The 23,265-nt window shown below is 63.1% G+C and carries 19 protein-coding genes; 9 read left to right on the top strand and 10 right to left on the bottom strand.

The genetic code is table 11. The features are described from left to right. The first annotated feature begins 162 nt into the window (after positions 1–162). Both AC5RU9_RS00890 and AC5RU9_RS00895 read left to right on the top strand, forming a co-directional pair. Positions 163–1,179 carry a M4 family metallopeptidase gene (locus tag AC5RU9_RS00890; RefSeq protein WP_494015458.1) on the top strand — a complete coding sequence of 339 codons (1,017 nt, stop codon included), beginning with the start codon at positions 163–165 and terminating at the stop codon, positions 1,177–1,179. A gap of 79 nt (positions 1,180–1,258) precedes the next feature. After that, positions 1,259–1,561, top strand: a complete 303-nt coding sequence (locus AC5RU9_RS00895; protein WP_494014991.1) for a protealysin inhibitor emfourin — start codon at positions 1,259–1,261, stop codon at positions 1,559–1,561. A gap of 8 nt (positions 1,562–1,569) precedes the next feature. Here the strand turns inward: AC5RU9_RS00895 and AC5RU9_RS00900 are convergent, their stop codons facing one another. Then, positions 1,570–2,538 carry a GlxA family transcriptional regulator gene (locus AC5RU9_RS00900; protein ID WP_494014992.1) on the bottom strand — a complete coding sequence of 323 codons (969 nt, stop codon included), beginning with the start codon at positions 2,536–2,538 and terminating at the stop codon, positions 1,570–1,572. An 81-nt stretch (positions 2,539–2,619) separates the two neighbouring features. Between AC5RU9_RS00900 and AC5RU9_RS00905 the strand changes: the two genes are divergently transcribed. The 3 genes from AC5RU9_RS00905 to hrpA all read left to right on the top strand — a co-directional run bounded on the left by AC5RU9_RS00905 (position 2,620) and on the right by hrpA (position 7,899). Next, positions 2,620–2,790, top strand: coding sequence for a hypothetical protein (locus tag AC5RU9_RS00905; protein ID WP_309994503.1), 171 nt, complete (start codon positions 2,620–2,622; stop codon positions 2,788–2,790). Positions 2,791–2,945: 155 nt separating this feature from the next. Beyond that, complete coding sequence (locus tag AC5RU9_RS00910; RefSeq protein WP_494014993.1) at positions 2,946–3,938, top strand: helix-turn-helix transcriptional regulator; 993 nt, start codon at positions 2,946–2,948, stop codon at positions 3,936–3,938. Between the two features lie 13 nt (positions 3,939–3,951). Next, positions 3,952–7,899, top strand: a complete 3,948-nt coding sequence (hrpA, locus tag AC5RU9_RS00915) for an ATP-dependent RNA helicase HrpA (protein WP_494014994.1) — start codon at positions 3,952–3,954, stop codon at positions 7,897–7,899. Positions 7,900–7,959: 60 nt separating this feature from the next. Here the strand turns inward: hrpA and AC5RU9_RS00920 are convergent, their stop codons facing one another. Genes AC5RU9_RS00920 through AC5RU9_RS00930 form a run of 3 tightly spaced genes read right to left on the bottom strand, consistent with a single transcriptional unit; the run spans position 7,960 to position 10,459 of the window. Next, positions 7,960–8,388 (bottom strand): HIT family protein, encoded by a 429-nt coding sequence (locus AC5RU9_RS00920; RefSeq protein ID WP_494014995.1) that lies wholly within the window; start codon positions 8,386–8,388, stop codon positions 7,960–7,962. Continuing rightward, positions 8,385–9,539: an NAD(P)-dependent alcohol dehydrogenase gene (locus AC5RU9_RS00925; RefSeq protein ID WP_211711521.1), complete on the bottom strand. Its 1,155-nt coding sequence runs from the start codon at positions 9,537–9,539 to the stop codon at positions 8,385–8,387. Before AC5RU9_RS00925 ends, AC5RU9_RS00920 begins: the two co-directional genes overlap by 4 nt. Further along, complete coding sequence (locus AC5RU9_RS00930) at positions 9,536–10,459, bottom strand: sulfurtransferase (protein WP_494014996.1); 924 nt, start codon at positions 10,457–10,459, stop codon at positions 9,536–9,538. Before AC5RU9_RS00930 ends, AC5RU9_RS00925 begins: the two co-directional genes overlap by 4 nt. A gap of 71 nt (positions 10,460–10,530) precedes the next feature. On the opposite strand from AC5RU9_RS00930, the gene AC5RU9_RS00935 reads away from it, so the two are divergent. After that, positions 10,531–11,613, top strand: a complete 1,083-nt coding sequence (locus tag AC5RU9_RS00935) for a PLP-dependent cysteine synthase family protein (protein ID WP_494014997.1) — start codon at positions 10,531–10,533, stop codon at positions 11,611–11,613. Here the strand turns inward: AC5RU9_RS00935 and AC5RU9_RS00940 are convergent. Then, the gene (locus AC5RU9_RS00940) at positions 11,610–12,263 is read right to left on the bottom strand and encodes an MBL fold metallo-hydrolase (RefSeq protein WP_494014998.1); all 654 of its coding nucleotides are present in this window, start codon (positions 12,261–12,263) and stop codon (positions 11,610–11,612) included. The genes AC5RU9_RS00935 and AC5RU9_RS00940 overlap by 4 nt on opposite strands. 94 nt (positions 12,264–12,357) lie before the next feature. Here AC5RU9_RS00940 and AC5RU9_RS00945 point away from each other — a divergent pair, with 94 nt between their 5' ends. Beyond that, a complete protein-coding gene (locus tag AC5RU9_RS00945; RefSeq protein ID WP_211711784.1) occupies positions 12,358–12,825 on the top strand; it encodes a Fur family transcriptional regulator in 468 nt (155 codons plus the stop codon). Here the strand turns inward: AC5RU9_RS00945 and AC5RU9_RS00950 are convergent. The 5 genes from AC5RU9_RS00950 to AC5RU9_RS00970 all read right to left on the bottom strand — a co-directional run bounded on the left by AC5RU9_RS00950 (position 12,822) and on the right by AC5RU9_RS00970 (position 18,209). After that, positions 12,822–13,712 (bottom strand): metal ABC transporter permease, encoded by an 891-nt coding sequence (locus AC5RU9_RS00950; RefSeq protein WP_494014999.1) that lies wholly within the window; start codon positions 13,710–13,712, stop codon positions 12,822–12,824. The genes AC5RU9_RS00945 and AC5RU9_RS00950 overlap by 4 nt on opposite strands. Then, positions 13,713–14,528: a metal ABC transporter ATP-binding protein gene (locus AC5RU9_RS00955; protein WP_211711516.1), complete on the bottom strand. Its 816-nt coding sequence runs from the start codon at positions 14,526–14,528 to the stop codon at positions 13,713–13,715. It abuts the gene before it with no gap. A gap of 152 nt (positions 14,529–14,680) precedes the next feature. Next, positions 14,681–15,682 (bottom strand): metal ABC transporter solute-binding protein, Zn/Mn family, encoded by a 1,002-nt coding sequence (locus AC5RU9_RS00960; protein WP_494015000.1) that lies wholly within the window; start codon positions 15,680–15,682, stop codon positions 14,681–14,683. A 107-nt stretch (positions 15,683–15,789) separates the two neighbouring features. After that, positions 15,790–16,860 carry a hemolysin family protein gene (locus AC5RU9_RS00965; protein ID WP_211711514.1) on the bottom strand — a complete coding sequence of 357 codons (1,071 nt, stop codon included), beginning with the start codon at positions 16,858–16,860 and terminating at the stop codon, positions 15,790–15,792. After that, the gene (locus AC5RU9_RS00970; RefSeq protein WP_494015001.1) at positions 16,857–18,209 is read right to left on the bottom strand and encodes a hemolysin family protein; all 1,353 of its coding nucleotides are present in this window, start codon (positions 18,207–18,209) and stop codon (positions 16,857–16,859) included. The genes AC5RU9_RS00965 and AC5RU9_RS00970 overlap by 4 nt, the downstream gene beginning before the upstream one ends. Positions 18,210–18,692: 483 nt before the next feature. On the opposite strand from AC5RU9_RS00970, the gene AC5RU9_RS00975 reads away from it, so the two are divergent. Further along, on the top strand, positions 18,693–22,487 hold the full coding sequence (locus AC5RU9_RS00975) for a multifunctional oxoglutarate decarboxylase/oxoglutarate dehydrogenase thiamine pyrophosphate-binding subunit/dihydrolipoyllysine-residue succinyltransferase subunit (protein WP_494015002.1): 3,795 nt from the start codon (positions 18,693–18,695) through the stop codon (positions 22,485–22,487). Between the two features lie 138 nt (positions 22,488–22,625). Further along, positions 22,626–23,225 carry a GDSL-type esterase/lipase family protein gene (locus AC5RU9_RS00980; RefSeq protein ID WP_014922202.1) on the top strand — a complete coding sequence of 200 codons (600 nt, stop codon included), beginning with the start codon at positions 22,626–22,628 and terminating at the stop codon, positions 23,223–23,225. The last annotated feature ends 40 nt before the right edge of the window (positions 23,226–23,265 follow it).

Consider the following 23,265-nt stretch of genomic DNA (forward strand, 5'->3'; position numbering starts at 1 on the left):
CTGCTGGCGGGGTATTTTTGTCTCCCGGTTACCCACTATCACTTCGGGGCTTGCCGGGTCTCCAACACTATTTTGTCCGCCCCTGCTCCTAGGCTGATCCCAGATGGTCATAGTCCATAGCCAAAGGGGTTTGCCGTGATTTGCTCAATCGTCCCGCCGTACATGCTCCGTAGGATTGCTGCGCAAAACGAACCGCGCCTGCGGGCAGTTGCCCGGGCGGCCAAGGAATCCCTTCTGCACATCAAGGACCTGCAGGCCATTCGGACGGCGCCCCTTCCAGCGGCACCGCCCAGCGCCCGCCAAGCCAAGCCCGGGCCGCCGAAGCGGACCATCTACGACGCCGGGAGCCTGGAGACGCTGCCGGGCCGTGTCGTCCGGAAGGAAGGCGCCCCGGAGGTCGGAGACCCCGCCGCGGACGAGGCCTATGAAGGCTTGGGAAACACCCACCGGCTATACGGCGAGATCTTCGGCCGGGATTCCATCGACGACGCCGGTCTCCCCCTCGACGCATCCGTTCACTACGGCAAGCTGTACGACAATGCCTTCTGGGATGGAAGCCAAATGGTCTTCGGCGATGGGGACGGCCAGATCTTCCAGCGCTTCACCAAGTCCGTGAGCGTTATCGGCCACGAGCTGGCCCACGGCGTGACCCAATACACCGCCAATCTCGCCTACCGCAACCAGGCCGGGGCCCTCAACGAGTCGATGTCGGACGTCTTCGGGGTGCTCGTGGAGCAGTTCGCCAAGAAGGAATCCGTTGAGCAGGCCAGTTGGCTTATCGGCGAGGGCCTCTTTACCGATCAGGTTCAGGGTGCCGCTCTTCGCTCCATGAAGGCGCCCGGTACCGCATACGACGACGACGTCCTGGGCAAGGACCCCCAGCCGGACTCCATGGACACGTACGTCAGGACCAGTGCCGACAACGGCGGTGTGCACATCAACTCGGGCATCCCCAACAGGGCCTTCTACCTGGTTAGCGCAGCTTTGGGAGGCAACGCCTGGGAGGCTCCCGGCCAGATTTGGTACGGCACGTTGACCAGTGGGTCGTTGCCCGCGACCTGCACCTTCGGAAAATTTGCCAGGACCACGGCCGCTACGGCAGAAGAACTGTTCGGTGCGGGTTCAGCGGAGCATGACGCCGTCCTGAAGGCGTGGGACACTGTGAAGGTCAAGGTTTAGTCAGCTGGCGGGACCCACGGCCGTGTTCAGACCCGCCGGGTGACTGGCATCTGAAGGTCAAGCGAGAAGCAGCCGGGTCATGAAGATCACCGTCCAACGCAGTGGAGGAATCGCGGCGATGACGCGCGTCTGGATCGTCGAGGCCGTGTCTTCCGACGAGAAGGAACGGTGGGTTCCGATCGTTGAGGCGTGCCCCTGGGACGAGGCACAGGCCATGGACCGCACGCTGAACGAACCGGATCGCTTCATGTACTCGATCAGGGCCGGCCAACGCCGCGCCACCCTCCCCGAGCGGGCCGTTACGGGCCCGTGGCAGGAACTGGTGGAGTGCGCCAAGGCTGAGGGCTCGGAGTCACGCGGGACGCGGGGCGGTCGGCGCTGATGCGAAGGCTAGATGGCCTCGGCCAACTGACCGCGGAACGCCCGGCGATAGCTCTGTGGGCTCGTGTCCAGCACCTTGGTGAAGTGGTGCCGGAGAAGTACCGAATGCCCAAACCCTGCCTCGCGGGCGATCTCGTCGATGTTCAGTTCCGTACTCTCCAGCAGTTCCTGGGCCCTTAGCACGCGTTGGGAATTCAGCCATGCGGCGGGTGTTGCTCCGGTTTCCGCACGGAACCGGCGCGCGAACGTGCGGGGAGACATGTGGAGCCGGGCGGCGAGGTCGTTGACGCTGTGCTCGTGGTCAAGGTGCTGCACCATCCAGCGAAGGAGTTCCTCCATGGGCGCTGATCCGCATTGGGGCATGGGACGGTCGATGAACTGGGCCTGGCCGCCGTCGCGGTGCGGTGGAACCACCATGTCGCGGGCGATGGCCGCGGCGACGTTGGCTCCCAGCTCGACGCGGACCAGGTGAAGGCACGCATCGATTCCGGCTGCCGTGCCTGCGCTGGTGATGATGGTGCCGTCCTGGACGTAAAGGACATTCTCGTCCACGATGATCTCCGGGTAGCGCGCTGCGAGGTCCTGGGAGTAGTGCCAGTGGGTGGTGCAGCGGCGCCCGTCCAACAAACCGGCGCGGGCCAGCGCGTAAGCCCCTGAACAGATGGACATGACCCATGCTCCCCGCGCATGTGCCGCGCGCAGGGCCTCCAGCACGGACTCGGGTAGCTCTTGGTCCCGGCCGAAAGGCGTCATGATCACGAGGTCCGCATCGGCTGCAGCCTCAAGACCGTTCTCCACATGCAGGGAGAGTCCCGACTTCATCCGGATATCGCCCGGTTCCGGGGCACAGACCCGGAAATCGAAGCCCGGAACTCCGGCGCCCCGGTCCGTCCTGTCAATGCCGAACACTTCGAAAGCCGTGCCGAATTCGAAGATCGAGAAGTTGGGGACAACGATCACCGCCACTGATTTCAACATATATCCAGTGTGGCAGAAAATTATCTAAATGGGGCATTTCTGCCACTGTTTCTTAGTCCGCCACAGGAGCAGGCTGGAGGCATGGAAATCTTCGGAATCATCCTCTTCATCGTCCTCCTCACCGCCGTCGCGGCCACCGTTTCAGCCCTGTTGAAGGATGGCCGCGGCCACAACCCGCCGATCAACTCCAAGGAACCGTGGAGCGCTTTCGACGCTCCAAGCAGCCCGTATTGGAATCCCCGCATCTACTGAGGAATCCAACGGCCCTGCCATCCAACCTGCAACCCACCCTCATCCATTCTTTGATCGACGCTCGACCCTTCGCGGAATTCTGCAGGATTCCCCGAACGGCGGGCGTCCCTACGTTCCGGACCCGTCCGGCGGCGGCATGGACTAGATTCGCTTGCATGATCCAAACCTCAGCCCGGCTCCTCCAACTCTTGTCGCTGTTGCAGGTTCGCCGGGAGTGGACCGGACCAGACCTGGCTGACCGCATGGGCGTCACCGAACGGACAGTGCGCCGCGACATCGACAAGCTCCGCAACCTCGGCTACCCCATTCATGCCACCCCCGGAATCGCCGGCGGCTACCAGCTCGGCGCAGGTGCGCAGCTCCCACCGCTCCTCCTGGACGACAACGAAGCGTTGGCCGTCGCCTTAGGCTTGAATTCGGTTGCCGCAGGCCCGGTGGCCGGAATCGGGGAAGCCTCGGTGCGTGCGTTGGCAAAGCTGGAACAGGTCCTGCCCTCCAGGCTTCGCCCTAAGTTCGCCATGTTGAAGGCGGCCGTAACCACCCTTCCCAGCAATGCAGCGAGCGTCGATCCGCAACAGTTGACCGTTGTTTCGGCCGCGATCTCGGACAGGCGGCAGATTTCCTTCGAGTACGTCAGGTCCGACGGCGATTCGGCGCGTCGGCTGGTGGAACCCTACAGGCTGGTGGACACCGGCCGCCGCTGGTACCTGGTGGCCTGGGACCTGGAGCGCGAAGATTGGCGGACATTCCGGGCCGACCGCTTTGCTTCCCTGCCCACGGAACGCAAGAAGTACACGCCACGGCCGTTGCCTGCAGAAGACCTGGCAGCCTACGTACAGCAGTCCATCACCCGTTCGCCGTACAGGTTCGACGTCGTCGTGCGGCTCCGGGCGCCGCTCGCCGAGGTGGCCGCCGTCGTCAGTCCCCAGTACGCGACGTTGACGGCCGACGGCGACCAGGCCACCATCCTGCGGTCCGGTTGGGACAACCTGGCTACCCCTGCGGCCTACCTGGCGTCCTTGGACATGGATTTCGAGATCCTCGAGCCTGAGGAATTCAGGACCTTCGCCTTGGACCTATCCCATCGCCTGCGCGCAGCGGCCGGGACTGTGACGGAGGACGCGGACGCCGGTTCCAAGCCACAGTAGACTGGCAGCAGCCATGACACTTCATATCTCCTACCCCGCAGAGCTGCCCGTATCCGAGCGCCGCGAGGATCTGATGGCGGCCATCGCGGCCAACCAGGTAACCATCATTGCCGGCGAAACCGGCTCGGGTAAGACCACCCAGATCCCCAAGATGTGCCTCGAACTGGGCCTTGGAGACAAGGGCCTGATCGGACACACCCAGCCACGCCGCCTCGCGGCGCGCACTGTTGCCGAACGCATAGCCTCGGAGCTTGACGTCGAGATCGGCCAGGAGGTCGGTTTCCAGGTCCGTTTCACCGGCGAGGTGGGCGCGTCCACCAAGATCAAGCTGATGACTGACGGCATCCTGCTGGCTGAGATCCAGCGGGACAAACTGCTGCGGAAATACAGCACGATCATCATTGACGAGGCTCACGAGCGCAGCCTCAACATCGACTTCATCCTGGGCTACCTCAAGCGGATCCTCCCCCAGCGCCCGGACCTCAAGGTCATCATCACCTCCGCTACCATCGACCCCCAACGCTTCGCCAAGCACTTCGGCAGCGATGAAGATCCAGCGCCGATCATTGAAGTTTCCGGGCGCACCTACCCGGTGGAGATCCGGTACCGCCCTCTGTCCCAACCGGCGGGTGCGGACGAGGAAGACTCGGACGACGAGCTCGAAGAGGACCGCGATCCCCTTGATGCCGTGTGCGACGCCGTTGACGAGCTCGCCAAGGAAGCACCCGGCGACATCCTCATCTTCTTCTCCGGTGAACGCGAAATCCGTGACGCGGCAGAAGCCATCAATGGTCGTATCCAAACGAACCGCCGGCTGGCCGGCACTGAAGTGCTGCCCCTCTTCGCGCGCTTGAGCCTTCAGGAACAGCACAAGGTCTTCAACCCTGGTGGCAAGCGACGGATTATCCTGGCTACCAACGTGGCGGAAACATCGTTGACCGTGCCGGGAATCAAGTACGTCATCGACACCGGCACTGCCCGCATCTCCCGGTACTCGCACCGGACCAAGGTCCAGCGCCTTCCCATCGAACGCGTATCCCAGGCTTCTGCCAACCAGCGCTCAGGGCGTTGTGGGCGCGTGTCCGAAGGCATTGCGATCCGGCTCTACTCGGAAGAGGACTTCGAGTCGCGTCCGCAATTCACCGACCCGGAGATCCTGCGCACCAACCTCGCAGCCGTCATCCTCCAGATGACAGCCATGGGGGTCGCCCGGAGCCCGAAAGACGTCGAGAACTTCCCCTTCGTGGAACCTCCGGAGTCAAGGGCCATCAACGACGGCGTTACTCTCCTTCGCGAACTAGGCGCCCTGCGTGCATCCAAGCCTGCCGATGCCGGTGGCAACGGCCGCAACGGAGGCGGGCTGACCGCCGTCGGCCATCAACTTGCCCAACTGCCGGTTGATCCCAGGCTGGGCCGCATGATCGTGGAGGCCGGAAAGCGCGGCTGCGTCCGGGAAGTCATGATCCTCGCCGCGGCTTTGACCATCCAGGATCCGCGGGAGAGGCCAACGGACAAGCAGCAGCTCGCTGCGGAGAAACACGCACGTTTCCGCGATGAGATCTCGGACTTTACGGGCTTCCTCAATCTCTGGAACTACATCCAGGAAAAGCAAAAGGAGCTCTCCTCCACCCAGTTCCGCAGGCTGTGCCGCAACGAGTTCATCAACTACCTGCGCGTCCGGGAGTGGCAGGACCTGTTCACCCAGCTCAGGCAAATGGCCAAGCCCTTGGGCATCGCGCTGGACAACAAACGCGAAGCAGATCCTGTGGGCAACTATGAGGGCATCCACATCAGCCTGCTTTCAGGGTTGCTAAGCCACATCGGCCTCCTGGATGAGCGCAAGCGTGAATACGCCGGTGCCCGGGGAACCCGTTTCGCGATCTTCCCCGGCTCCGCGCTGTTCAAAAAATCGCCGGCGTTTGTCATGGCTGCCGAGCTGGTGGAAACCAGCCGCCTCTGGGCCCGCGTTGCCGCGAAGTTCGACCCCTTGTGGGCCGAGCAGGTGGCACCGGACCTGGTGAAGCGCTCCTACAGTGAACCGCACTGGTCCTCGCGACAGGGCGCCGTCCTGGCCCACGAAAAAGTCACCCTGTATGGTGTGCCGATCATTCCCAACCGCCGGGTCAATTACGGGCGGATCGACCCCGAACTGTCCCGGGAACTGTTCATCCGGCACGCCCTGGTGGAGGGTGAGTGGAAGACCCATCACAAGTTCTTCCACCGCAACCGTGCCCTGCTGCAGGAAATCGAAGAACTCGAAACGCGCATGCGGCGGCGCGACATCCTGGTGGATGACCAGACCCTCTTCGAGTTCTACGACGCCCGTGTAGGCAAGGACGTGGTCTCCGAGAGGCACTTTGATAAGTGGTGGAAGGACGCCCGCCAGTCGGACCCCACGCTTCTGGACTTCGACCAATCCCTCCTGATGAGTGAAGAAGCCGAGTCCTTGGACGACTCCGCGTATCCGAAGACGTGGCTTCACAAGGGCTTTGAGCTTCCGCTGACCTACGAGTTCCACCCCGTCGCACCGGGATCGGCTCCCAACCCTTCCGACGGCGTGACCGCTGAGGTTCCGGTGTTGTTCCTTAACCAGCTGGACGACGCCCCCTTCCGTTGGCAAATCCCGGGCCAACGTGCAGAACTGGTCACGGCCCTCATCAAGTCGCTGCCCAAGCAGGTGCGCAAGAACTTCGTGCCGGCACCCGACGTCGCAAGGCAGGCAACCGCTGCACTTGAGGCGGACTTCGATCCTGCAACCGACGAGCTGGAGCCTTCCCTGGAACTGGCGCTGCGCCGTTTGCGCGGGCATGTCATCCCTCCGGGCTCGTGGAACTGGGATGCCGTACCGGCACACCTCCGCGTGAGCTTCAAGGTAGTGGACAGCAAGGGCAAGGTCCTGGACGAGGGCAAGGACCTTGGTGAACTCCAGGAAAAGCTGGCGCCCGCTACCCGTCGCGCCATCGCCGAGTCGCTCGGAGCCACCCCGGCCACGACGTCCCGAGCCCAGAGCGGAACAGGAACCAGCGTGCCTGGTACGTCCACCGGCCAGCAGCCGGCTCCCGGCGCTGCAGCGGCGGGTGATGGCGCGGTGGCAGAAAGGAGCGGGATCACCGAATGGGACTTTGGCACCGTGGAACGCCAGGTCACACGGACCGTGAAGGGCCATGCCGTCACCGGTTTCCCCGCCTTGGTCGATGAGGGCAAGTCCGTGGCGCTCCGGGTCTTCCAGACCCGGCCGGAACAGGAGGCCGCCATGCGGGGCGGAGTCATCCGGCTCCTGGCATTACGTATTCCGCCTCCCGACCGTTACGTGCTGGAGCACCTGAGCAACATGGAGAAGCTCACGTTCAGCCAGAACCCGCACGGCTCCGTCAGCGCCCTGATCGCGGACTGCGCCCTTGCTGCCATCGATAAGCTGACGCCGGAGAACCTTCCGTGGGACCGACAGGCCTTTGATGCGCTGTATGAAGTAGTCCGGGCAGAACTGATCGATACCGTGTTCACGGTGACCGCCGTCGTCGAGCGTATCCTGTCGAGCACCCGCCGCATCCAAAAGGAACTGAAGTCCAACGCGAGCCTGCCCTTGATCAGTGCGCTCAATGACATGAAGAGCCAGCTGGAGCAGTTGGTCTTCCCGGGTTTTGTGGCACGTACGGGCTACGCCCAATTGAGCCAGGTGCCACGGTACCTGCAGGCCATTGAGAAGCGCTTGGAGAAGTTGCCTGGCAACGTCCAGCGCGACAGCCTCAACATGGCAGTCGTGCAAGGCCTTGAGGATGATTACGACGACGCCGTTTCCGCCCTCCTGCCGGGACGTCGGGCAGGCACAGAGTTAACCCGGGTGCGCTGGATGATCGAAGAGCTGCGGGTAAGCCTTTTCGCAGTAGAGCTCGGAACCGCCTACTCCGTATCGGAGAAGCGCATCCGCACCGTCCTCAACCAGGCACTCGCCCCGGCATAGCAGCCAACAAAAAACCCGGCGGAGCTGATTCAGCACCGCCGGGTTAACTATTGGTTGGAATCAGTCTGCCGGAATGGCGTCCCCGTGCCCGGCAGACCGCAGGGCCGCACGCAGCTTCACCGCAGTAGCGTCCATGATTGCGGGGTCCGGGTTGTGGTCCACGTTGTGCACCTCGAAGTCCGCAGTGGAGTAGGCCGGCCACACGTGGACGTGCAGGTGCTCCACTTCGAAGCCTTCCATCAGGACGCCCACGCGCTTGGCGTCAAAAAGCTCCTCCTGGACTTTTCCGATGCTCTGGGCAACGTCCATGACCTTGGCCAGCAGTTGCGGGCTTGCATGCGTCCACGAGTCGACTTCTTCACGCGGCACTACCAACGTGTGGCCTTGCGTGAGCGGGGCGATGGTCAGGAAGGCGACCACTTCATCGTCCTTCCAGACGAAGCGGCCGGGGATCTCCCCGTCGATGATCCTGGTGAACAGCGTGCTCATGCGTCTGCCCTTTCCGATGGTTCCTGAAGTGTTGCGGTGTCCAGAACAAAACGGTACTTCACGTCGCCGGCCACCATGCGGTCGTACGCCTCGTTCAGCTGTTCAGCTCCTACGATCTCGATGTCGCTGGCGACGCCGTGTTCGGCACAGAAGTCCAACATTTCCTGCGTTTCGGCGATGCCTCCGATCAGTGAGCCCGCATAGGCGAGCCGTCGGCGGATGAGCAGCGCGGGGCTGACAGGCGGCATGTCGTCGGCGGGAAGGCCCAACTGGAAGAGGGCACCGTCCAGGCGGAGCGTACGGAAGTAGGGGTTGAGGTCGTGCGGTGCAGCGACAGTGTCGATGATGACGTCGATGCTGCGGTTGGCTTCTTCCATGGCTTCGGAGTCCTTGGAGAGGACCACGTGGTCGGCTCCGAGTTCCCGTGCGGCGTCGAACTTGGATTCCGAGGTGGTGAACACAGTGACTTCCGCGCCCATGGCCTTGGCGATCTTGACGGCCATGTGACCCAGTCCGCCCAAGCCCACAACGCCCACGGTGTCGCCTTCTTCGACGTCGAAGTACCGCAGCGGGGAGTACGTGGTGATCCCGGCACACAACAGCGGCGCCGCTGCTGCGGGATCGAGCGCATCGGGGATCCTCAGCACGAACCGGCGGTCAACCACCACCGACGTCGAATATCCGCCCTGGGTCACAGCGTCGCCATGCCGGGGGTCTGCAGCACCATAGGTGCCGATGTTGCCCCGCTCGCAGTATTGTTCGAGGCCGTCGAGGCAGCTCTCACATTCGCGGCACGAGTCCACCATGCAACCCACCCCTACGCGGTCGCCGGGGGCGAAGTCCTGCACGCCGGTGCCCACCCGGGTCACCCGCCCTACGATTTCATGCCCGGGTACCAGCGGGTAAGGCGGAACGCGCCATTCCCCGCGCGTGGCATGGACGTCCGAATGGCAGAGCCCACAGAATTCGATCGCGATCTCCACGTCGTCTTCCGTAGGGACCCGGCGGGCCACGGTCAGGGGCACCAAACCGCTGTCCGGCGCCGTTGCGCCGTAGGCTGCGGCAAGCGTACTGGTTTCGACGCCGGTCCAGTCCGGATCAAGGGAGATGGGCTTGGCAAGGGGCGGGGGCACAGGGCGTCCGGGTGTCATGCTTCGACGCTACTCCCGGCAGTGGCGCTGGTGCCACTCTGACCCGAGTGACGGCTTTCACTCCCGGCGTCGGCGTCGGCGTCGAACGGTTCTGCACCCACAGCCACCGGATTGCCGGAGTTGTTGGACCACTGCGAGAAAGATCCCGGAAAGAGTGATGCCGTGAAACCGGCGATATGCAGTGCGGCAATCTCGTGTGACGCCGTCACCCCGGAACCGCAATAGACGGCGACATCGCTGGAATCTGCCAAGCCCAGGGCTTCGAACCGTCGGCGGAGTTGCCCTGCCGGCAGGAACGTACCGTCGGCTGCCACGTTCTCCGTGGTTGGAGCACTCACGGCCCCCGGAATGTGCCCTGCCCTGGGATCGATAGGCTCCACTTCACCCCGGTAGCGCTCCCCGGCCCGGGCATCCAACAACGTCCCGTGGCGGGACCACTGTGCCCCTTCCTCTTCGGTGATGACCGGCATGGCGCCGTCCCCCAAGGACACGTTCCCGACGGCGGGCCGTACCTCCCCCTCTTCCACCGGATACCCGTTTGCACGCCAAGCTGAAAGGCCGCCGTCGAGCAAGTAGACCGAGTCGAATCCTGCGTTCCTCAGCATCCACCACACGCGGGCCGCGGCCATGCTGCCGCTGTTGTCGTACGCCACCACCGTGTCGCCGTCGTTAATTCCCCAGCTGCGGGCAGCCGTCTGGAAGCGTTCCGGGGCAGGCAAGGGGTGGCGGCCCCGTTCGGGCTGGGCGTGGTCGGCGAGTTCTGAGGGGAGGTCCACGAAAACCGCACCCGGCAGATGGGCGGCCAGGTACTCGCTATGCCCATCGCTACGGCCCAGGACCCAACGCACATCCAGGAGCACAGTCCGCTCGCCCGATTCCAGGCGCCTGTGAAGCCCTGCAGCGCTGATCAGAGTGTCCATGGGTTCTCCTTCGGTCCGACGGCACGGGCACCGTTGCTGTCGGCACCCGCATTCCAGCCTAGGCTTATCCAGTGAGCAATTCGTGTATTCAGGACAGGGCCTGGGCCAACGAGGCCATCCGCACCATCGAGGCCGAGAACAACCGTTCGGCAGACACCCACCTTTACGCAGTGCCGCTCCCGGAGCATTGGGGCGTGCAACTGTACTTGAAGGACGAGTCCACGCACCGATCGGGCAGCCTCAAGCACCGCCTGGCACGTTCACTGTTCCTGTACGGCCTGGTCAACGGGTGGATCACCGAAGGCACCACCATCGTCGAAGCTTCCAGTGGCAGCACGGCGGTCTCCGAAGCCTACTTCGCCCGCCTGATCGGCCTGCCGTTCATCGCGGTCATGACCAGGACAACCAGCCCCGAAAAGATCGCACTGATCGAAGACTTCGGCGGCACATGCCTGTTCGTGGACCACGCGTCGGAGGTCTACGCCGTGGCTGAAGAGACCGCGAAGACGTCCCGCGGCTATTACATGGACCAGTTCACCCACGCAGAACGGGCAACCGACTGGAGGGGCAACAACAACATTGCCGAATCCATCTTTGAACAGCTGGCCCTTGAAGAGCACCCTGTGCCCGAATGGATCGTGGTGGGAGCCGGCACCGGCGGCACCAGTGCCACGATCGGCCGCTACCTCCGCTACAACCGATACAGCACCCGCCTTGCCGTAGTTGATCCCGAAAATTCGGCCTTCTACCCGGCATGGCGGGACGGCGACGCGTCCACGGCCACAGGGCTGCCCTCACGCATCGAAGGTATCGGCCGTCCGCGCTCGGAACCTAGTTTCATTCCGGCGGTGATCGACCACATGATCCAGGTCCCCGACGCCGCGTCCGTCGCCGCCATGCGGCATCTCCGCGAACTCACGGGCCTGCACGCGGGACCTTCCACCGGAACCAACCTCTGGGGCGTCTGGCAGTTGATTGCAGGCATGATCGCCGAGGGACGCCAAGGCAGCATCGTTTCGCTCATGTGCGACGGCGGCGACCGCTACGCAGGCAGCTACAACGACGCCGGGTGGCTTGCCTCGCACGGCCTGGATCCCGCCCCGTATGAAACGGTGTTGAAGCACTTCCACGACACGGGAACCTGGACCGGCTAGACCTCGACGGAGTCCCGCGGAGCCAGCGCCTGGTAGGTGGTCCCGTAGCGGGCACCAATCCGTGTGACATGGCCTTCCACAAGACCCCGTCCCAGCTCGTTGAGCAGTGCATCATGGACCGGATATGCCTTGGGAGCGCGCACGGAGATCACGAAGTCCAGGACCTCGCCCACCTTGGACCACGGCGCATGGATGGGGACCAGGAGCGTCTTGACTTCCAGGCCGTCCGGAACCACGAAGGAATCCCCCGGGTGGAACACGTTCCCGTCCACCAGGTAACCGATGTTCGCTACTACCGGAATCTGGGGATGGATGACCGCGTGCTGGCCGCCGAAAGTTCTGATGCCAAACCCAGCGGCCTGGAAGTCCGAGCCTGGCTCGGCGACGTGCACACGGGCGGCGACGTCGCTGTTTTCCTTCAGTGCTGCGGCGACTCCGGCCGGAGCGTGGACTTCCAGCGAATCGTTGCTGCGAAGGGCTGCCAGAACGGCGGGTGAGTCAATATGGTCGTTGTGCTCATGGGTGATAAGTACTGTTTGGGCCCCCTTCAGCGCTTCTTCGGCTTCCGAGAAGGCCCCGGGGTCGATGACAAGGACGCTTCCGTCCTTCTCCAAGCGGACACATGCGTGGGTGTACTTGGTGAGCTTCATGGGGACAGCCTATGGGCGGCCCCTGACAGTTTCCAAGGTTCCCCTGCTGGTAAAATTGGGGTTTGCCAGCATCCCCACGGAAGTGAGTCAGTCAATGCCACATGGCACCAGTTCCACCACGACAGGCCCGGCTACGCCGGCCTCCAGCGGTGTGAAGGAGCAGCGGGTCACCAAGCAACGCTTGGCTGTCAGCGCTGCCCTGGACGAATTGGACGACTTTGTCAGCACCCAGGAGCTGTACAGGCTGATGCAAAACAAGGGCATTTCAGTGTCCCTTGCCACCGCATACCGCATCCTCCAGTCCCTGGCTGATGACGGACTGATCGACGTCCTGCGCAACGGCGAAGGCGAGGCGGTCTACCGTCGTTGCGCTGTCACGGGTCACCACCACCACCTGCTGTGCCGCAACTGTGGCAAAGCGGTCGAGGTGGAGGCCCCCGCCGTCGAGACCTGGGCGGCCCGCACTGCCGCGGAACACGGCTTCACCGAGGTTGCGCACACGGTTGAAATCTTCGGGCTCTGCCCGGAGTGCACTGCGAAGAAAGCCGCCGGAAAGCTCTAAAGCGCTCCCGCAGGTTGTTCCCGCGACACACGCCCGTTGAGGCCGCGGTTGGCGCGCACTCGTCCGATCACCCGGCACACCACGTAGATCAGGAATGACAACGTGGTGACGTAGGGGCTGATGGGAATCCGGCTTCCAAGGGCCAGAAGGATGCCGCCCACGGTGGCGGTCATGGCAAAGGCCACGCTGAGCACCACCACCAACTTGGGCGAGGTAGTCACCTTCAGAGCCGCTGCAGCGGGGGTGATCAGCAAGGCAAGCACCAGCAGCGCGCCAACGATCTGGATGGACAGCGCCACGCTGACGCCCAGAAGAACCATGAAGCCAATCGCCAGGCCACGCACCGGCACACCGCGGGCTTCAGCCATCTCGGGGTCCACGCTAGCGAAGCTCAACGGCCGCCAGATAGCCACCAACGCAAGCATCACCACTACGGCAGTCCCGGCGAGAACCTGCAGCTGAACCGTGTCAACGGACACAATCTGACCCGTCAACAGCCCGAACTTGTTCGCTGCCCGGCCCTCGTACAGCGCCAGGAACAGGATGCCCAGGCCCAGGCCGAAGGGCATGATGACGCCGATGATCGAGTTCTTATCCCGGGCCCTGACGCCCATGAAGCCCAACAGCACTGCCGCGGCCACCGAGCCGATCAAGGACCCGAAAATGATGTCGGCACCAATCAGCAGCGCAAAAGCCGCTCCGGCAAAGGAAAGTTCGGAGATGCCGTGAACAGCGAACGCGAGATCGCGTTTCATCACGAAGGTGCCAACCAGGCCGCCAAGCAGCCCCAGGACGGCCCCGGCCCAGATGGAGTTCTGGACGAGGACCAGCAGCTCCGAGTAGTTCTCGAAGTTGAAGATGGTCTGAAAAACAGAATCCAGGTCCATTTAGAGTTCCTCCCCGACGCTGGCGTGGGCATCGTCATGGAAGTGCGTGGTTGCGTCGGGAAGCCCGACGACGACGATCCTGCCGTTCGTGTGGATGACCTCCACATGGCTGTCGTACAGTTCCGAAAGAACTTCCGTGGTCATGACTTCCTGTGGCGTTCCGACACGGAATTGCCCACCTGCCAGGTAGAGCACCCGGTCCACGTAGTCGATCACAGGGTTGATCTCGTGGGTCACGAAAACCACGGCGCTGTTCCTCTCGTGGCACTGTTTATTGATCAGCGCACTGACGCCCTGCTGGTGATGCAGGTCCAACGAAAGCAGCGGCTCATCGCACAGCAGGACCTGCGGTTCCGAGGCAAGCGCCTGGGCCACCCTGAGCCGTTGTTGCTCACCGCCGGACAGTTGGCCCACAGGAACCTTGGCGTAATCGGAGGCACCTACCTGCTCCAGCAAGTCGTCAATCCGTTGGTTGACCTTGCCCGACGATAGCCTGATGCCCCAGCGGTGTCCGTCGATCCCAAGCCCCACCAGGTCACGGGCACGTAAGGGAGTATCTGGCGCGAACGCCTTCTGCTGTGGAATGTAGCCGATCCGCTTGCTGCCCCGTTCCACCGGGTGGCCGCCCAAGGACACGGTGCCGGAATGGAGTTCCTGCAATCCGAGGAGGACCTTCAGGAAGCTCGTCTTACCGCTGCCGTTGGGCCCCAGGACGGCGAAGAACTCTCCCGGGTTGATGTCCAGGTCCAGGTCCCGCCAGAGTGTCCTCTTGCCGAACTGCAGGCTGGCGCCGCGGAGGCTCACTACCGGTGTCAAAAGTTGTCCTCGATCCAAGCGCTGCTGGGAACGCAATAGTTCTGGTGCTGGTGATGGCGGCTGTTCTGGTGGCAGGCAAAAGGCCCCGAAGCCATCCTGAATATCTTAGGACGCCAACAGGACCCTTTACCTCAGGTGGGCCTTGGGTGGAGCTACTTCTTCAATGCCGAGGCGATGGACTCGACGTTGTCAGTCATCCACTGGACGTAGTCCTTGCCCTCCGGCAGCGTCTCGGTGAAATTCAGTACTGGCACGCCCGAAGCTTCTGCCGCGCGCTTGACGGCTTCGGTCTGCGGGCCTTCGGTCTGCTCGTTGTAGGCAAGGAACCGCACCGACTTGGAACTGAGGAGGTCAGTTGTCTCCTTCAGTACCGAGGCCGGCACATCGGTTCCCTCTTCGACGGCAGCGCTGTAAGCCTCGGGAGTCTTGTTCTCCAGGCCTGCCGCCTCAAGGAGGTACAGGGGAACCGGCTCTGTGATGGCCACGGGTTGGTGTTCGTTGGCGGCCTTGACGGTATTCAACGTGGTGGTCAGCCCGGTAAGTTTCGCTTTGAAAGCATTTGCGTTGCCGGTGAAGGTCGCAGCGGACCCGGCGTCGAGGCTGCCAAGCTTGGCCGCCACCGCATCAGCGAGCTTGCCCATGGTTTCCAGGCTGTACCAGACGTGCTCGTTGAAGTCGCTGTGGTCGTGTGCGTGGGGCTCGTCGCTGTGGGCGTCCGCGCTGTGGGTTTCCTCCTCGGGAGCGAGCCCTGAAACCTCGACGGCGCTGATCATGTTCTCGTGGCCGATCTTGGTCTCGTCCGCGATTTTGTGCAGGAACTCGTCGTACCCGCCGCCGTTCTCCACCACGAGCTTCGCCTTGGAAATAACCAGCTTGTCCTGGGCGCTGGCCTCATAGGAGTGCGGGTCCTGGCTGGTCTTGGTGATGATCGCCTTGACGTCCACTTTGTCCCCGCCGATGGCCTTGACGATGTCGCCGTAAACGTTCGTCGAGGTAACTACCTCGATGGCACCTGACTGGGACTGGTTGCCCGCCCCGGCCGGGCCGGCACAGGAGGACAGCAGGAGCGCGGCAAGGCCTGCAGAAGCGGCCAGGGACAGGCGGACGGCGGAACGACGCACGAAGACCTCGGATCTACTCAAAATGAGAATCAAACACAATTACTGACGGGATTCAGTGTAGCCCTAAATAGGAATGATTCCTATTTAGACAATTCTGGCGTCGATCGAAACGACCGACGCCAGAACTGTCTTACTGTGCTTTATTGGGCTTGCTGGCCACCATAACGGCGGATCCCCGTCGCCTGCGTGGCGTCCCGGATCTCCCCCACCAACTGCTCAATGACATCCTCAAGGAAGAGCACGCCTTGGGTGTCGCCACCGGCACCAACGACTCGCGCCAAGTGTGATCCCGTGCGCTGCATGACCGACATGGCCTGCTCGATCTCGTCATCCGGTGCCAGGTTCGCCAAGGAACGGATGCGGCCTTCGGCAATGGGGTGCTTCCGGCCCTCCTCCGGGATGGACAGGATGTCCTTCACGTGCAGGTAACCGGCGAGTTCGCCGTCGTCGTCCACCATCGGGAATCGTGAGAAACCGGTCCGGCTGACTGCCTTTTCCAGGTCCACGGGGGTGGAAGCCGTCTTGAGCACCATGAGCTTGTCCAGCGGAACCATGATGTGGGCCGCCGTGTGCTCGGAGAACTCCAAGGCTCCACTCAACAGGCCCGTTTCATCGTCCACCAATCCATGGCGCGTGGACTCCTGGACGATCGATTGGACCTCTTCCAGCGTGAACGAGGAAGACACCTCATCCTTGGGTTCGATCTTCATCAACCGCAGGATGTGGTTGGCCAGCCAGTTGAGGGTCCAAATGACCGGATTGACCAAGCGGGCAATGAACATCAGCGGCGGGGCCAACAGCAGTGCTGCCTTGTCAGCCACGGACACCGAGATGTTCTTCGGCACCATTTCGCCAAAGGTGACGTGCAGGAACGTCACGAACAGCAAAGCGATCGCGAAGGCGATGATATCCGCCAGCTCGACCGGAACGCCCACCAGTTCAAGGGGCTCAGCCAGCAAATGGTGGATGGCAGGCTCCGCCACCTGAAGAATCAGGAGCGAGCAAACGGTGATGCCCAATTGGGCACAAGCCAGCATGAGCGAGACATTTTCCATGGCGCGCAATGTTGTCTGCGCGCGTTTGGAACCCGCCTCCGCCAAAGGTTCGATCTGGCTGCGCCGGGCCGACATGACTGCGAATTCCGCACCCACGAAGAACGCGTTGCCGATCAGGAGCACGACGAGCCAGAGGATTCCTACCCAGTCGCTCATAGGGCACCTGCTTCATGACGGGCGCTTTCTGCGTCCTCCGGGGACGACTCGTCCGTTTCCACGTGGTGGAAGCAGATCCTGTCGATTCTCCGGCCGTCCATCCTGGTCACTGTCAGCGTGCCGCCGACCGCGTCCACGACGTCGCCGGCCTTGGCGATACGTCCCAGCTGGCTCATGACGTACCCGCCCACGGTTTCGTAGGCGGATTCATCAGGGACTACCAGGTTGGGGATTTGCTCTGTTACTTCGTCGGGCCGCAGAAGGCCGGGGAAGTACCAGTCCCCGGATGCGCTCTGCAGCACGCCGGGACGGACTTTGTCGTGCTCGTCCGCCACTTCGCCCACAATCTCTTCCACCAGGTCTTCGAGGGTGGTGATGCCGGCCGTGCCACCGTATTCATCCAGGACAACGGCCAGTTGCAGGTTACCCTCACGCAGTTCCGACAGGAGCGCATCCAGGTGGATGGTTTCCGGAACCTGGAGGACGTCGGTCATGATCGCTCCGGCCTGGAGCTTGGAACGGCGCTCAGCGGGTACGGCCACGGCTTTCTTAACGTGGACCACCCCGCGGATATCGTCCGTGGAATCGCCAATGACAGGGAACCGCGAGTATCCGGTCCTACGGGCGGCATCGAGGATGTCCGCCACCGACTGGTCGGCGTCGATTGTTTCCATCCGGATGCGCGGGGTCATGACGTCCGCCGCGGTGCGTCCCGAAAAGTTCAGGGTCCGCGCCACGAAGTTGGCCGTGCCGGCATCCAGCGTCCCAAGCGCAGCGGAACGCCGAACCAACGAGGCGAGTTCCGCGGGGGTGCGTGCGCCCGAGATCTCTTCCTTGGCCTCAAGACCGAAAAGGTTCAGCACCTTGTTCGAGAAGCCATTGAGCACCACAATCGCCGGTTTGAAGACCGCAGTGAACATCAGCTGCGGACGGGCGAGCCGCTTGCCCAGCGGGAATGCAAGGGCGATGGCCATGTTCTTGGGAACCAACTCGCCGATCAGCATGGACAGGAGGGTCGCGAAGGCCATCGCAACGATCAACGCAACCGAGTGCACCACCTCGGAGGGAAGGCCAAGCAGGCCCAGGGGCCCTACCAGCAACTGCCCAACGGAGGGCTCCATCACGAAACCAGTCAACAGCGTGGTCAGCGTAATGCCGAGCTGGCAACTGGAGAGCTGGGTGGAGAGCGATTTCAGGCACTTCAACAACGGGGCGGCCGCTTGGTCTCCGTTGTCGACTGCACGCTGGACACTGGACTGGTCCAGGGCAACGAGGGAAAACTCAACTGCTACGAAAAAGCCGGTGCCAAGAATCAGGGCAAAGCCGGCCAGGAGAAGAATCCATTCCACTTAGCGCATCACTCCAAGGGTGGGCGAGTGCAATGGGGATAACGCCATCGGCCAGGGGATTCGCCCCGGCGGAGGCTGGTCGGGCGCCGCGGACGCATGGTCTGCGGCACCACCGGCAGTAAACGCCGGCGCGTGATGGGCATGTGAAGGGGTATTGCCGGCTCGACGGGCACGCTGTGCGGAGTTGCCAGTTTGGCTCCCCCGACAGTTCCCAGGCCGGCACCTAGATTTACTGTCCATAAGACTTTCAGTCTACAGTCCGCCGGCAGGGACCCCACACGCGGGTTACCGCACATTAATGGACGCCTTGGTCCACTAAGTCAGCTCCAACATGATTTAGGTCACCACTATTGGCAGTTAACCAACGATCCTAACTAGACTGTCAGGGGTCTGAGTTCGCGGGACCCGGACCCTGTCCCATCGTTGCGGAAAAGCAACCTTGGCCAGCGGGAAAACAACACTCATGGAAGAGGCGTATTTCAAGTGCCAGAGCAGCCCAGCCACCGTCTACCAGAGGAATTTGGCGGAAACGAGTGGCTCGTTGACGAACTGTACGAGCGGTACCAACAGGACAAGAATTCGGTCGACGCCAAGTGGTGGCCGCTCTTCGAATCCTTTGCCTCCGCTGACGGCACTTCTTCCAACGGAACCTCCGCAGCTCCAGCAGCTGCCAATCCCCCAACCCAAGTACTTCCCGTAGTGGCTCCGGCCGCAGCGGCCCCGGCACCGGCGCCGGCCGCTCCCGCAGCTGCCACGGAGACTGCCCCTGCAGCACCGGCTCCGGCCAAGAAAGAACCGGCCACGGTTGCCCGGGACGGAGCAAAGAAGCCCGCCGGCGGCAACGCAACACAGCCCATACCGGCCCAGCTGCCCAAGAGCACCAAGGCCCCCACCGCGCCGGAAGAAGACGTCGTCTCCGTCCTGCGCGGCCCGGCCAAGGCCATCGCCACCAACATGGTGACCAGCCTGGAAGTACCCACCGCCACCAGCGTCCGGGCAGTTCCCGCCAAGCTGCTCATCGACAACCGTGTGGTCATCAACTCCAACCTAGCCCGCGCACGTGGTGGCAAGGTGTCCTTCACGCACCTCATCGGCTACGCCGTTGTCCGTGCACTGTCCCAGTTCCCCTCGATGAACGTCTACTACGACGAAATCGACGGCAAGCCAAGCGCCGTGCAGCCCGCGCACGTCAACTTCGGCATCGCCATCGACATGCCCAAGCCCGATGGCACGCGCCTCCTGATGGTTCCCAACATCAAGAAGGCCGAGACCATGGACTTCGCCGAGTTCTGGCACACCTATGAGGACCTGATCAAGCGCGCCCGCAACGGCAAGCTGACGGCCGATGACCACGCAGGCACCACGGTTTCGCTGACCAACCCCGGCGGCATCGGTACGGTCCACTCCGTGCCGCGCCTTTCCAAGGGCCAGGCTGCCATCATCGGCGTCGGCGCCCTCGACTACCCGGCGGAGTTCCAGGGCGCCAGCGAGAAGATCATCGCCCAGAACGCCATCAGCAAGATCCTGACGCTGACCTCCACCTACGATCACCGCGTGATCCAGGGCGCGGGCAGTGGTGAGTTCCTCAAGCTGGTCCACCAGCTCCTCCTCGGCGCGCAGAATTTCTACGACGAGATCTTCGAAGCCCTGCGCATCCCGTACGAGCCCGTGCGCTGGAGCCCGGACCTGCAGGTGGATCCGGCCGACGAGATCAACAAGGTCGCCCGCATCCAGCAGCTGATCCACTCCTACCGCGTGCGCGGCCACCTGATGGCCGACACCGATCCCCTGGAGTACGTCCAGCGCAAGCACCCGGACCTGGATGTCCTGACCTACGGCTTGACGCTGTGGGACCTGGACCGCGAATGGCCCACGGGCGGGTTCGGCGGCAAGCCGCAGCTGAAGTTCCGCGACATCCTTGGGGTGCTTCGCGACGCTTACTGCCGCACCACCGGCATCGAGTACATGCATATCCAGGAGCCGGCGGAACGCAAATGGTTCCAGGACCAGCTGGAGCACCCGTACTCCAAGCCGAGCCGTGAAGAGCAGCTTCGCATTGTCTCCAAGCTCAATGCGGCTGAGGCTTTCGAGACCTTCCTGCAGACCAAGTTCGTCGGCCAGAAGCGCTTCTCCCTGGAGGGCGGCGAGTCGCTGATTCCGCTGCTCGACGCCGTCATCTCTGATGCAGCCGACGACGGTCTGGACGAGGTTGCCATCGGCATGGCCCACCGTGGCCGCCTCAACGTGCTGACCAACATCGCAGGCAAGACGTACGCCCAGGTCTTCCGCGAATTCGAAGGCACCCAGGACCCGCGCTCGGTCCAGGGCTCCGGTGACGTCAAGTACCACCTCGGCACCGAAGGCACCTTCACCTCGGACAACGGCAAGCAGACCAAGGTCTACCTCGCCGCGAACCCGTCGCACCTGGAGGCCGTGGATTCTGTCCTTGAAGGCATCGTCCGCGCCAAGCAGGATCGCCTGGACCAGGGTGAGTCCTTCCCTGTCCTGCCCATCATGGTCCACGGTGACGCAGCTTTCGCGGGCCAGGGCGTTGTGGCTGAAACCCTCAACCTCTCACAGCTCCGCGGTTACCGCACGGGCGGCACCATCCACGTGATCGTCAACAACCAGGTTGGCTTCACCACCGCTCCGTCCTCCTCGCGTTCGTCCACGTACTCCACGGACGTCGCCAAGATGATCCAGGCACCGGTCTTCCACGTGAACGGCGACGATCCCGAAGCCGTGGTCCGCGTTGCGCAGCTCGCCTACGAGTTCCGTCAGCGTTTCCACAAGGACGTCGTCATCGACATGGTCTGCTACCGCCGTCGCGGCCACAACGAGGGCGACGACCCCTCGATGACCCAGCCGCTCATGTACAACCTGATCGAGGCCAAGCGCTCCGTTCGCAAGCTGTACACCGAGTCGCTGATTGGCCGTGGTGACATCACCGAGGAAGAAGCAGAGCAGTTGCTCCGCGACTACCAGGAACGCCTCGAGCGGGTCTTCGCTGAAACGCACGCTGCCCAGACATCGCCGATTCCGATCATCACCGCGGACTCGGCAGCTGTCTCGGACATCGAGCGGCCCATCGCCCAGCAAGCTGACTTCGGGACCAACTCCCCGGCATCCACCGCGATTTCCGCTGAGACGCTTGCCCGCATTGGCAAGGCCCACCTGGAAATCCCGGATGGCTTCACCGTTCACTCCAAGCTCAAGCAACTGTTGGAGAAGCGCGAGCAGATGTCCCGTGAAGGCGGCATCGACTGGGGCTTCGGCGAGATCGCGGCCTTCGGCTCGCTGATCATGGAGGGCGTGCCCGTTCGTTTGGCAGGCCAGGACTCCCGCCGCGGAACGTTCGTCCAGCGCCACGCAGTCTTCCACGACCGTGCCAACGGCAACGAATGGCTCCCCCTGGGCAACCTCTCGGATGACCAGGCCAAGCTGTGGATCTACGATTCGCTGTTGTCCGAATACGCAGCAATGGGCTTCGAATACGGCTACTCCGTAGAGCGCCCCGATGCCCTGGTCCTGTGGGAAGCCCAGTTCGGTGACTTCGTCAACGGTGCGCAGACCATCATTGACGAGTTCATCTCCTCGGCTGAGCAGAAGTGGGGCCAGCGTTCCTCGCTGGTGCTCATGCTGCCGCACGGTTACGAAGGCCAGGGTCCGGACCACTCGTCCGCACGCATTGAGCGCTTCCTGCAGATGTGCGCCGAGGACAACATGATCGTGGCGAACCCCACCACGGCCGCTTCGCACTTCCACCTGCTCCGCCGCCAGGCCTACAGCCGTCCGCGCAAGCCGTTGATCATCTTCACGCCCAAGCAGCTGCTGCGCCTCAAGGGCGCCGCTTCCGCCGTCGAAGACTTCACGAACGGCGGCTTCAGGCCGGTCATCAGCGATCCTGAGGTGCAGCCGGCTAACGTTGACCGCGTCATCCTGGTCTCGGGCCGTTTGTATTACGACCTCCTGTCCAACCGGCAGAAGTCCGGCGATACTTCCACAGCCATCATCCGCGTAGAGCAGCTTTACCCGCTGCCCAAGGCTGAGATCGATGCGGAGCTCGCCAAGTACCCGAACGCTGACGTCGTGTGGGCGCAGGACGAACCCGCTAACCAGGGGCCATGGCCGTTCATGGGCCTGAACCTGGCACCGGAGCTTGATCGCAAGCTTCGCTTGGTGTCGCGTCCGGCGTCTGCGTCGACGGCTGCAGGTTCCATGAAGCGCCACGCTGCTGAACAGGATGCCCTGATCAAGCAGGCGTTCGAACGCAAGTAAAACCGAAACTGCCCGGCCCGAGGAGCGATAAGCGCGCCTCAGGCCGGGCAGTTCTGTTTAATGGGACAGGTACCGGTTCCCGAACCGGCTGTTGAGCCTGAACCGTGCAAGGACCGTAACGAGTGTGAAGAGGTAACCGTGGAAGACAGGAAGCTGCGCATTGCAGCTGTAGGAGATGAACTGCTCGCGGGCCTGGGGGATCCCCGCGCATTGGGCTGGCTCGGAAGAGTGCTCGCCCGTACGCCCCAGGACTCCGTCGTAGTGGAGAGTTTCCCGCTCCCCTGTCCCATGGAGGGGACCGAGGGGCTCGCCGCGCGTTGGCAGGATGAAGCGGGCAGGCGTTTCAGCGACACCCACGAGAACCGCCTGGTGATCGGCTTGTCCGGCCGCGACCTGGAGTTTGGCCTGTCCACTGCGCGGAGCAGGCTGAACCTCGCCAATATCCTGGACGGGGCCTCACACAGCAGCGTTGAGGTCTTTGTGGTCGGTCCTCCGCCCACGCTCGATCCCGCCCGGAACAAGCGGCTTGCCGAGCTCAACACGGCGTTTGCCGATGTCACCACCCGGCGGAATCACCACTACGTTGACACGTTCTCCCCCTTGCTCAATCACGAGCAGTGGAGGACGGACCTTGCAGCCAACGGAGGAACGCCGGGCCAGGCGGGCTACGGGTTGATTGCCTGGCTGGTCCTGCACCGCGGCTGGTTCCAATGGCTCAACATCGCCCAGCCTGAGTAGCCGGTATACGGGTTCGCCACCCTGCCTGATACACGCAGAC

The organism is Arthrobacter sp. B0316-5-4, assembly GCF_059090325.1.

Bases quoted from the DNA above. Each gene is read 5' to 3' on its own strand.
- AC5RU9_RS00940 (WP_494014998.1), bottom strand. From the start codon at position 12,263: ATGAAGCTCACCAAGTACACCCACGCATGTGTCCGCTTGGAGAAGGAC.
- AC5RU9_RS00965 (WP_211711514.1), bottom strand. From the start codon at position 16,860: ATGAGCGACTGGGTAGGAATCCTCTGGCTCGTCGTGCTCCTGATCGGC.
- hrpA (WP_494014994.1), top strand. From the start codon at position 3,952: ATGACACTTCATATCTCCTACCCCGCAGAGCTGCCCGTATCCGAGCGC.
- AC5RU9_RS00910 (WP_494014993.1), top strand. From the start codon at position 2,946: ATGATCCAAACCTCAGCCCGGCTCCTCCAACTCTTGTCGCTGTTGCAG.
- AC5RU9_RS00900 (WP_494014992.1), bottom strand. From the start codon at position 2,538: ATGTTGAAATCAGTGGCGGTGATCGTTGTCCCCAACTTCTCGATCTTC.
- AC5RU9_RS00925 (WP_211711521.1), bottom strand. From the start codon at position 9,539: ATGACACCCGGACGCCCTGTGCCCCCGCCCCTTGCCAAGCCCATCTCC.
- AC5RU9_RS00930 (WP_494014996.1), bottom strand. From the start codon at position 10,459: ATGGACACTCTGATCAGCGCTGCAGGGCTTCACAGGCGCCTGGAATCG.
- AC5RU9_RS00890 (WP_494015458.1), top strand. From the start codon at position 163: ATGCTCCGTAGGATTGCTGCGCAAAACGAACCGCGCCTGCGGGCAGTT.
- AC5RU9_RS00905 (WP_309994503.1), top strand. From the start codon at position 2,620: ATGGAAATCTTCGGAATCATCCTCTTCATCGTCCTCCTCACCGCCGTC.
- AC5RU9_RS00945 (WP_211711784.1), top strand. From the start codon at position 12,358: ATGCCACATGGCACCAGTTCCACCACGACAGGCCCGGCTACGCCGGCC.
- AC5RU9_RS00895 (WP_494014991.1), top strand. From the start codon at position 1,259: ATGAAGATCACCGTCCAACGCAGTGGAGGAATCGCGGCGATGACGCGC.
- AC5RU9_RS00950 (WP_494014999.1), bottom strand. From the start codon at position 13,712: ATGGACCTGGATTCTGTTTTTCAGACCATCTTCAACTTCGAGAACTAC.
- AC5RU9_RS00920 (WP_494014995.1), bottom strand. From the start codon at position 8,388: ATGAGCACGCTGTTCACCAGGATCATCGACGGGGAGATCCCCGGCCGC.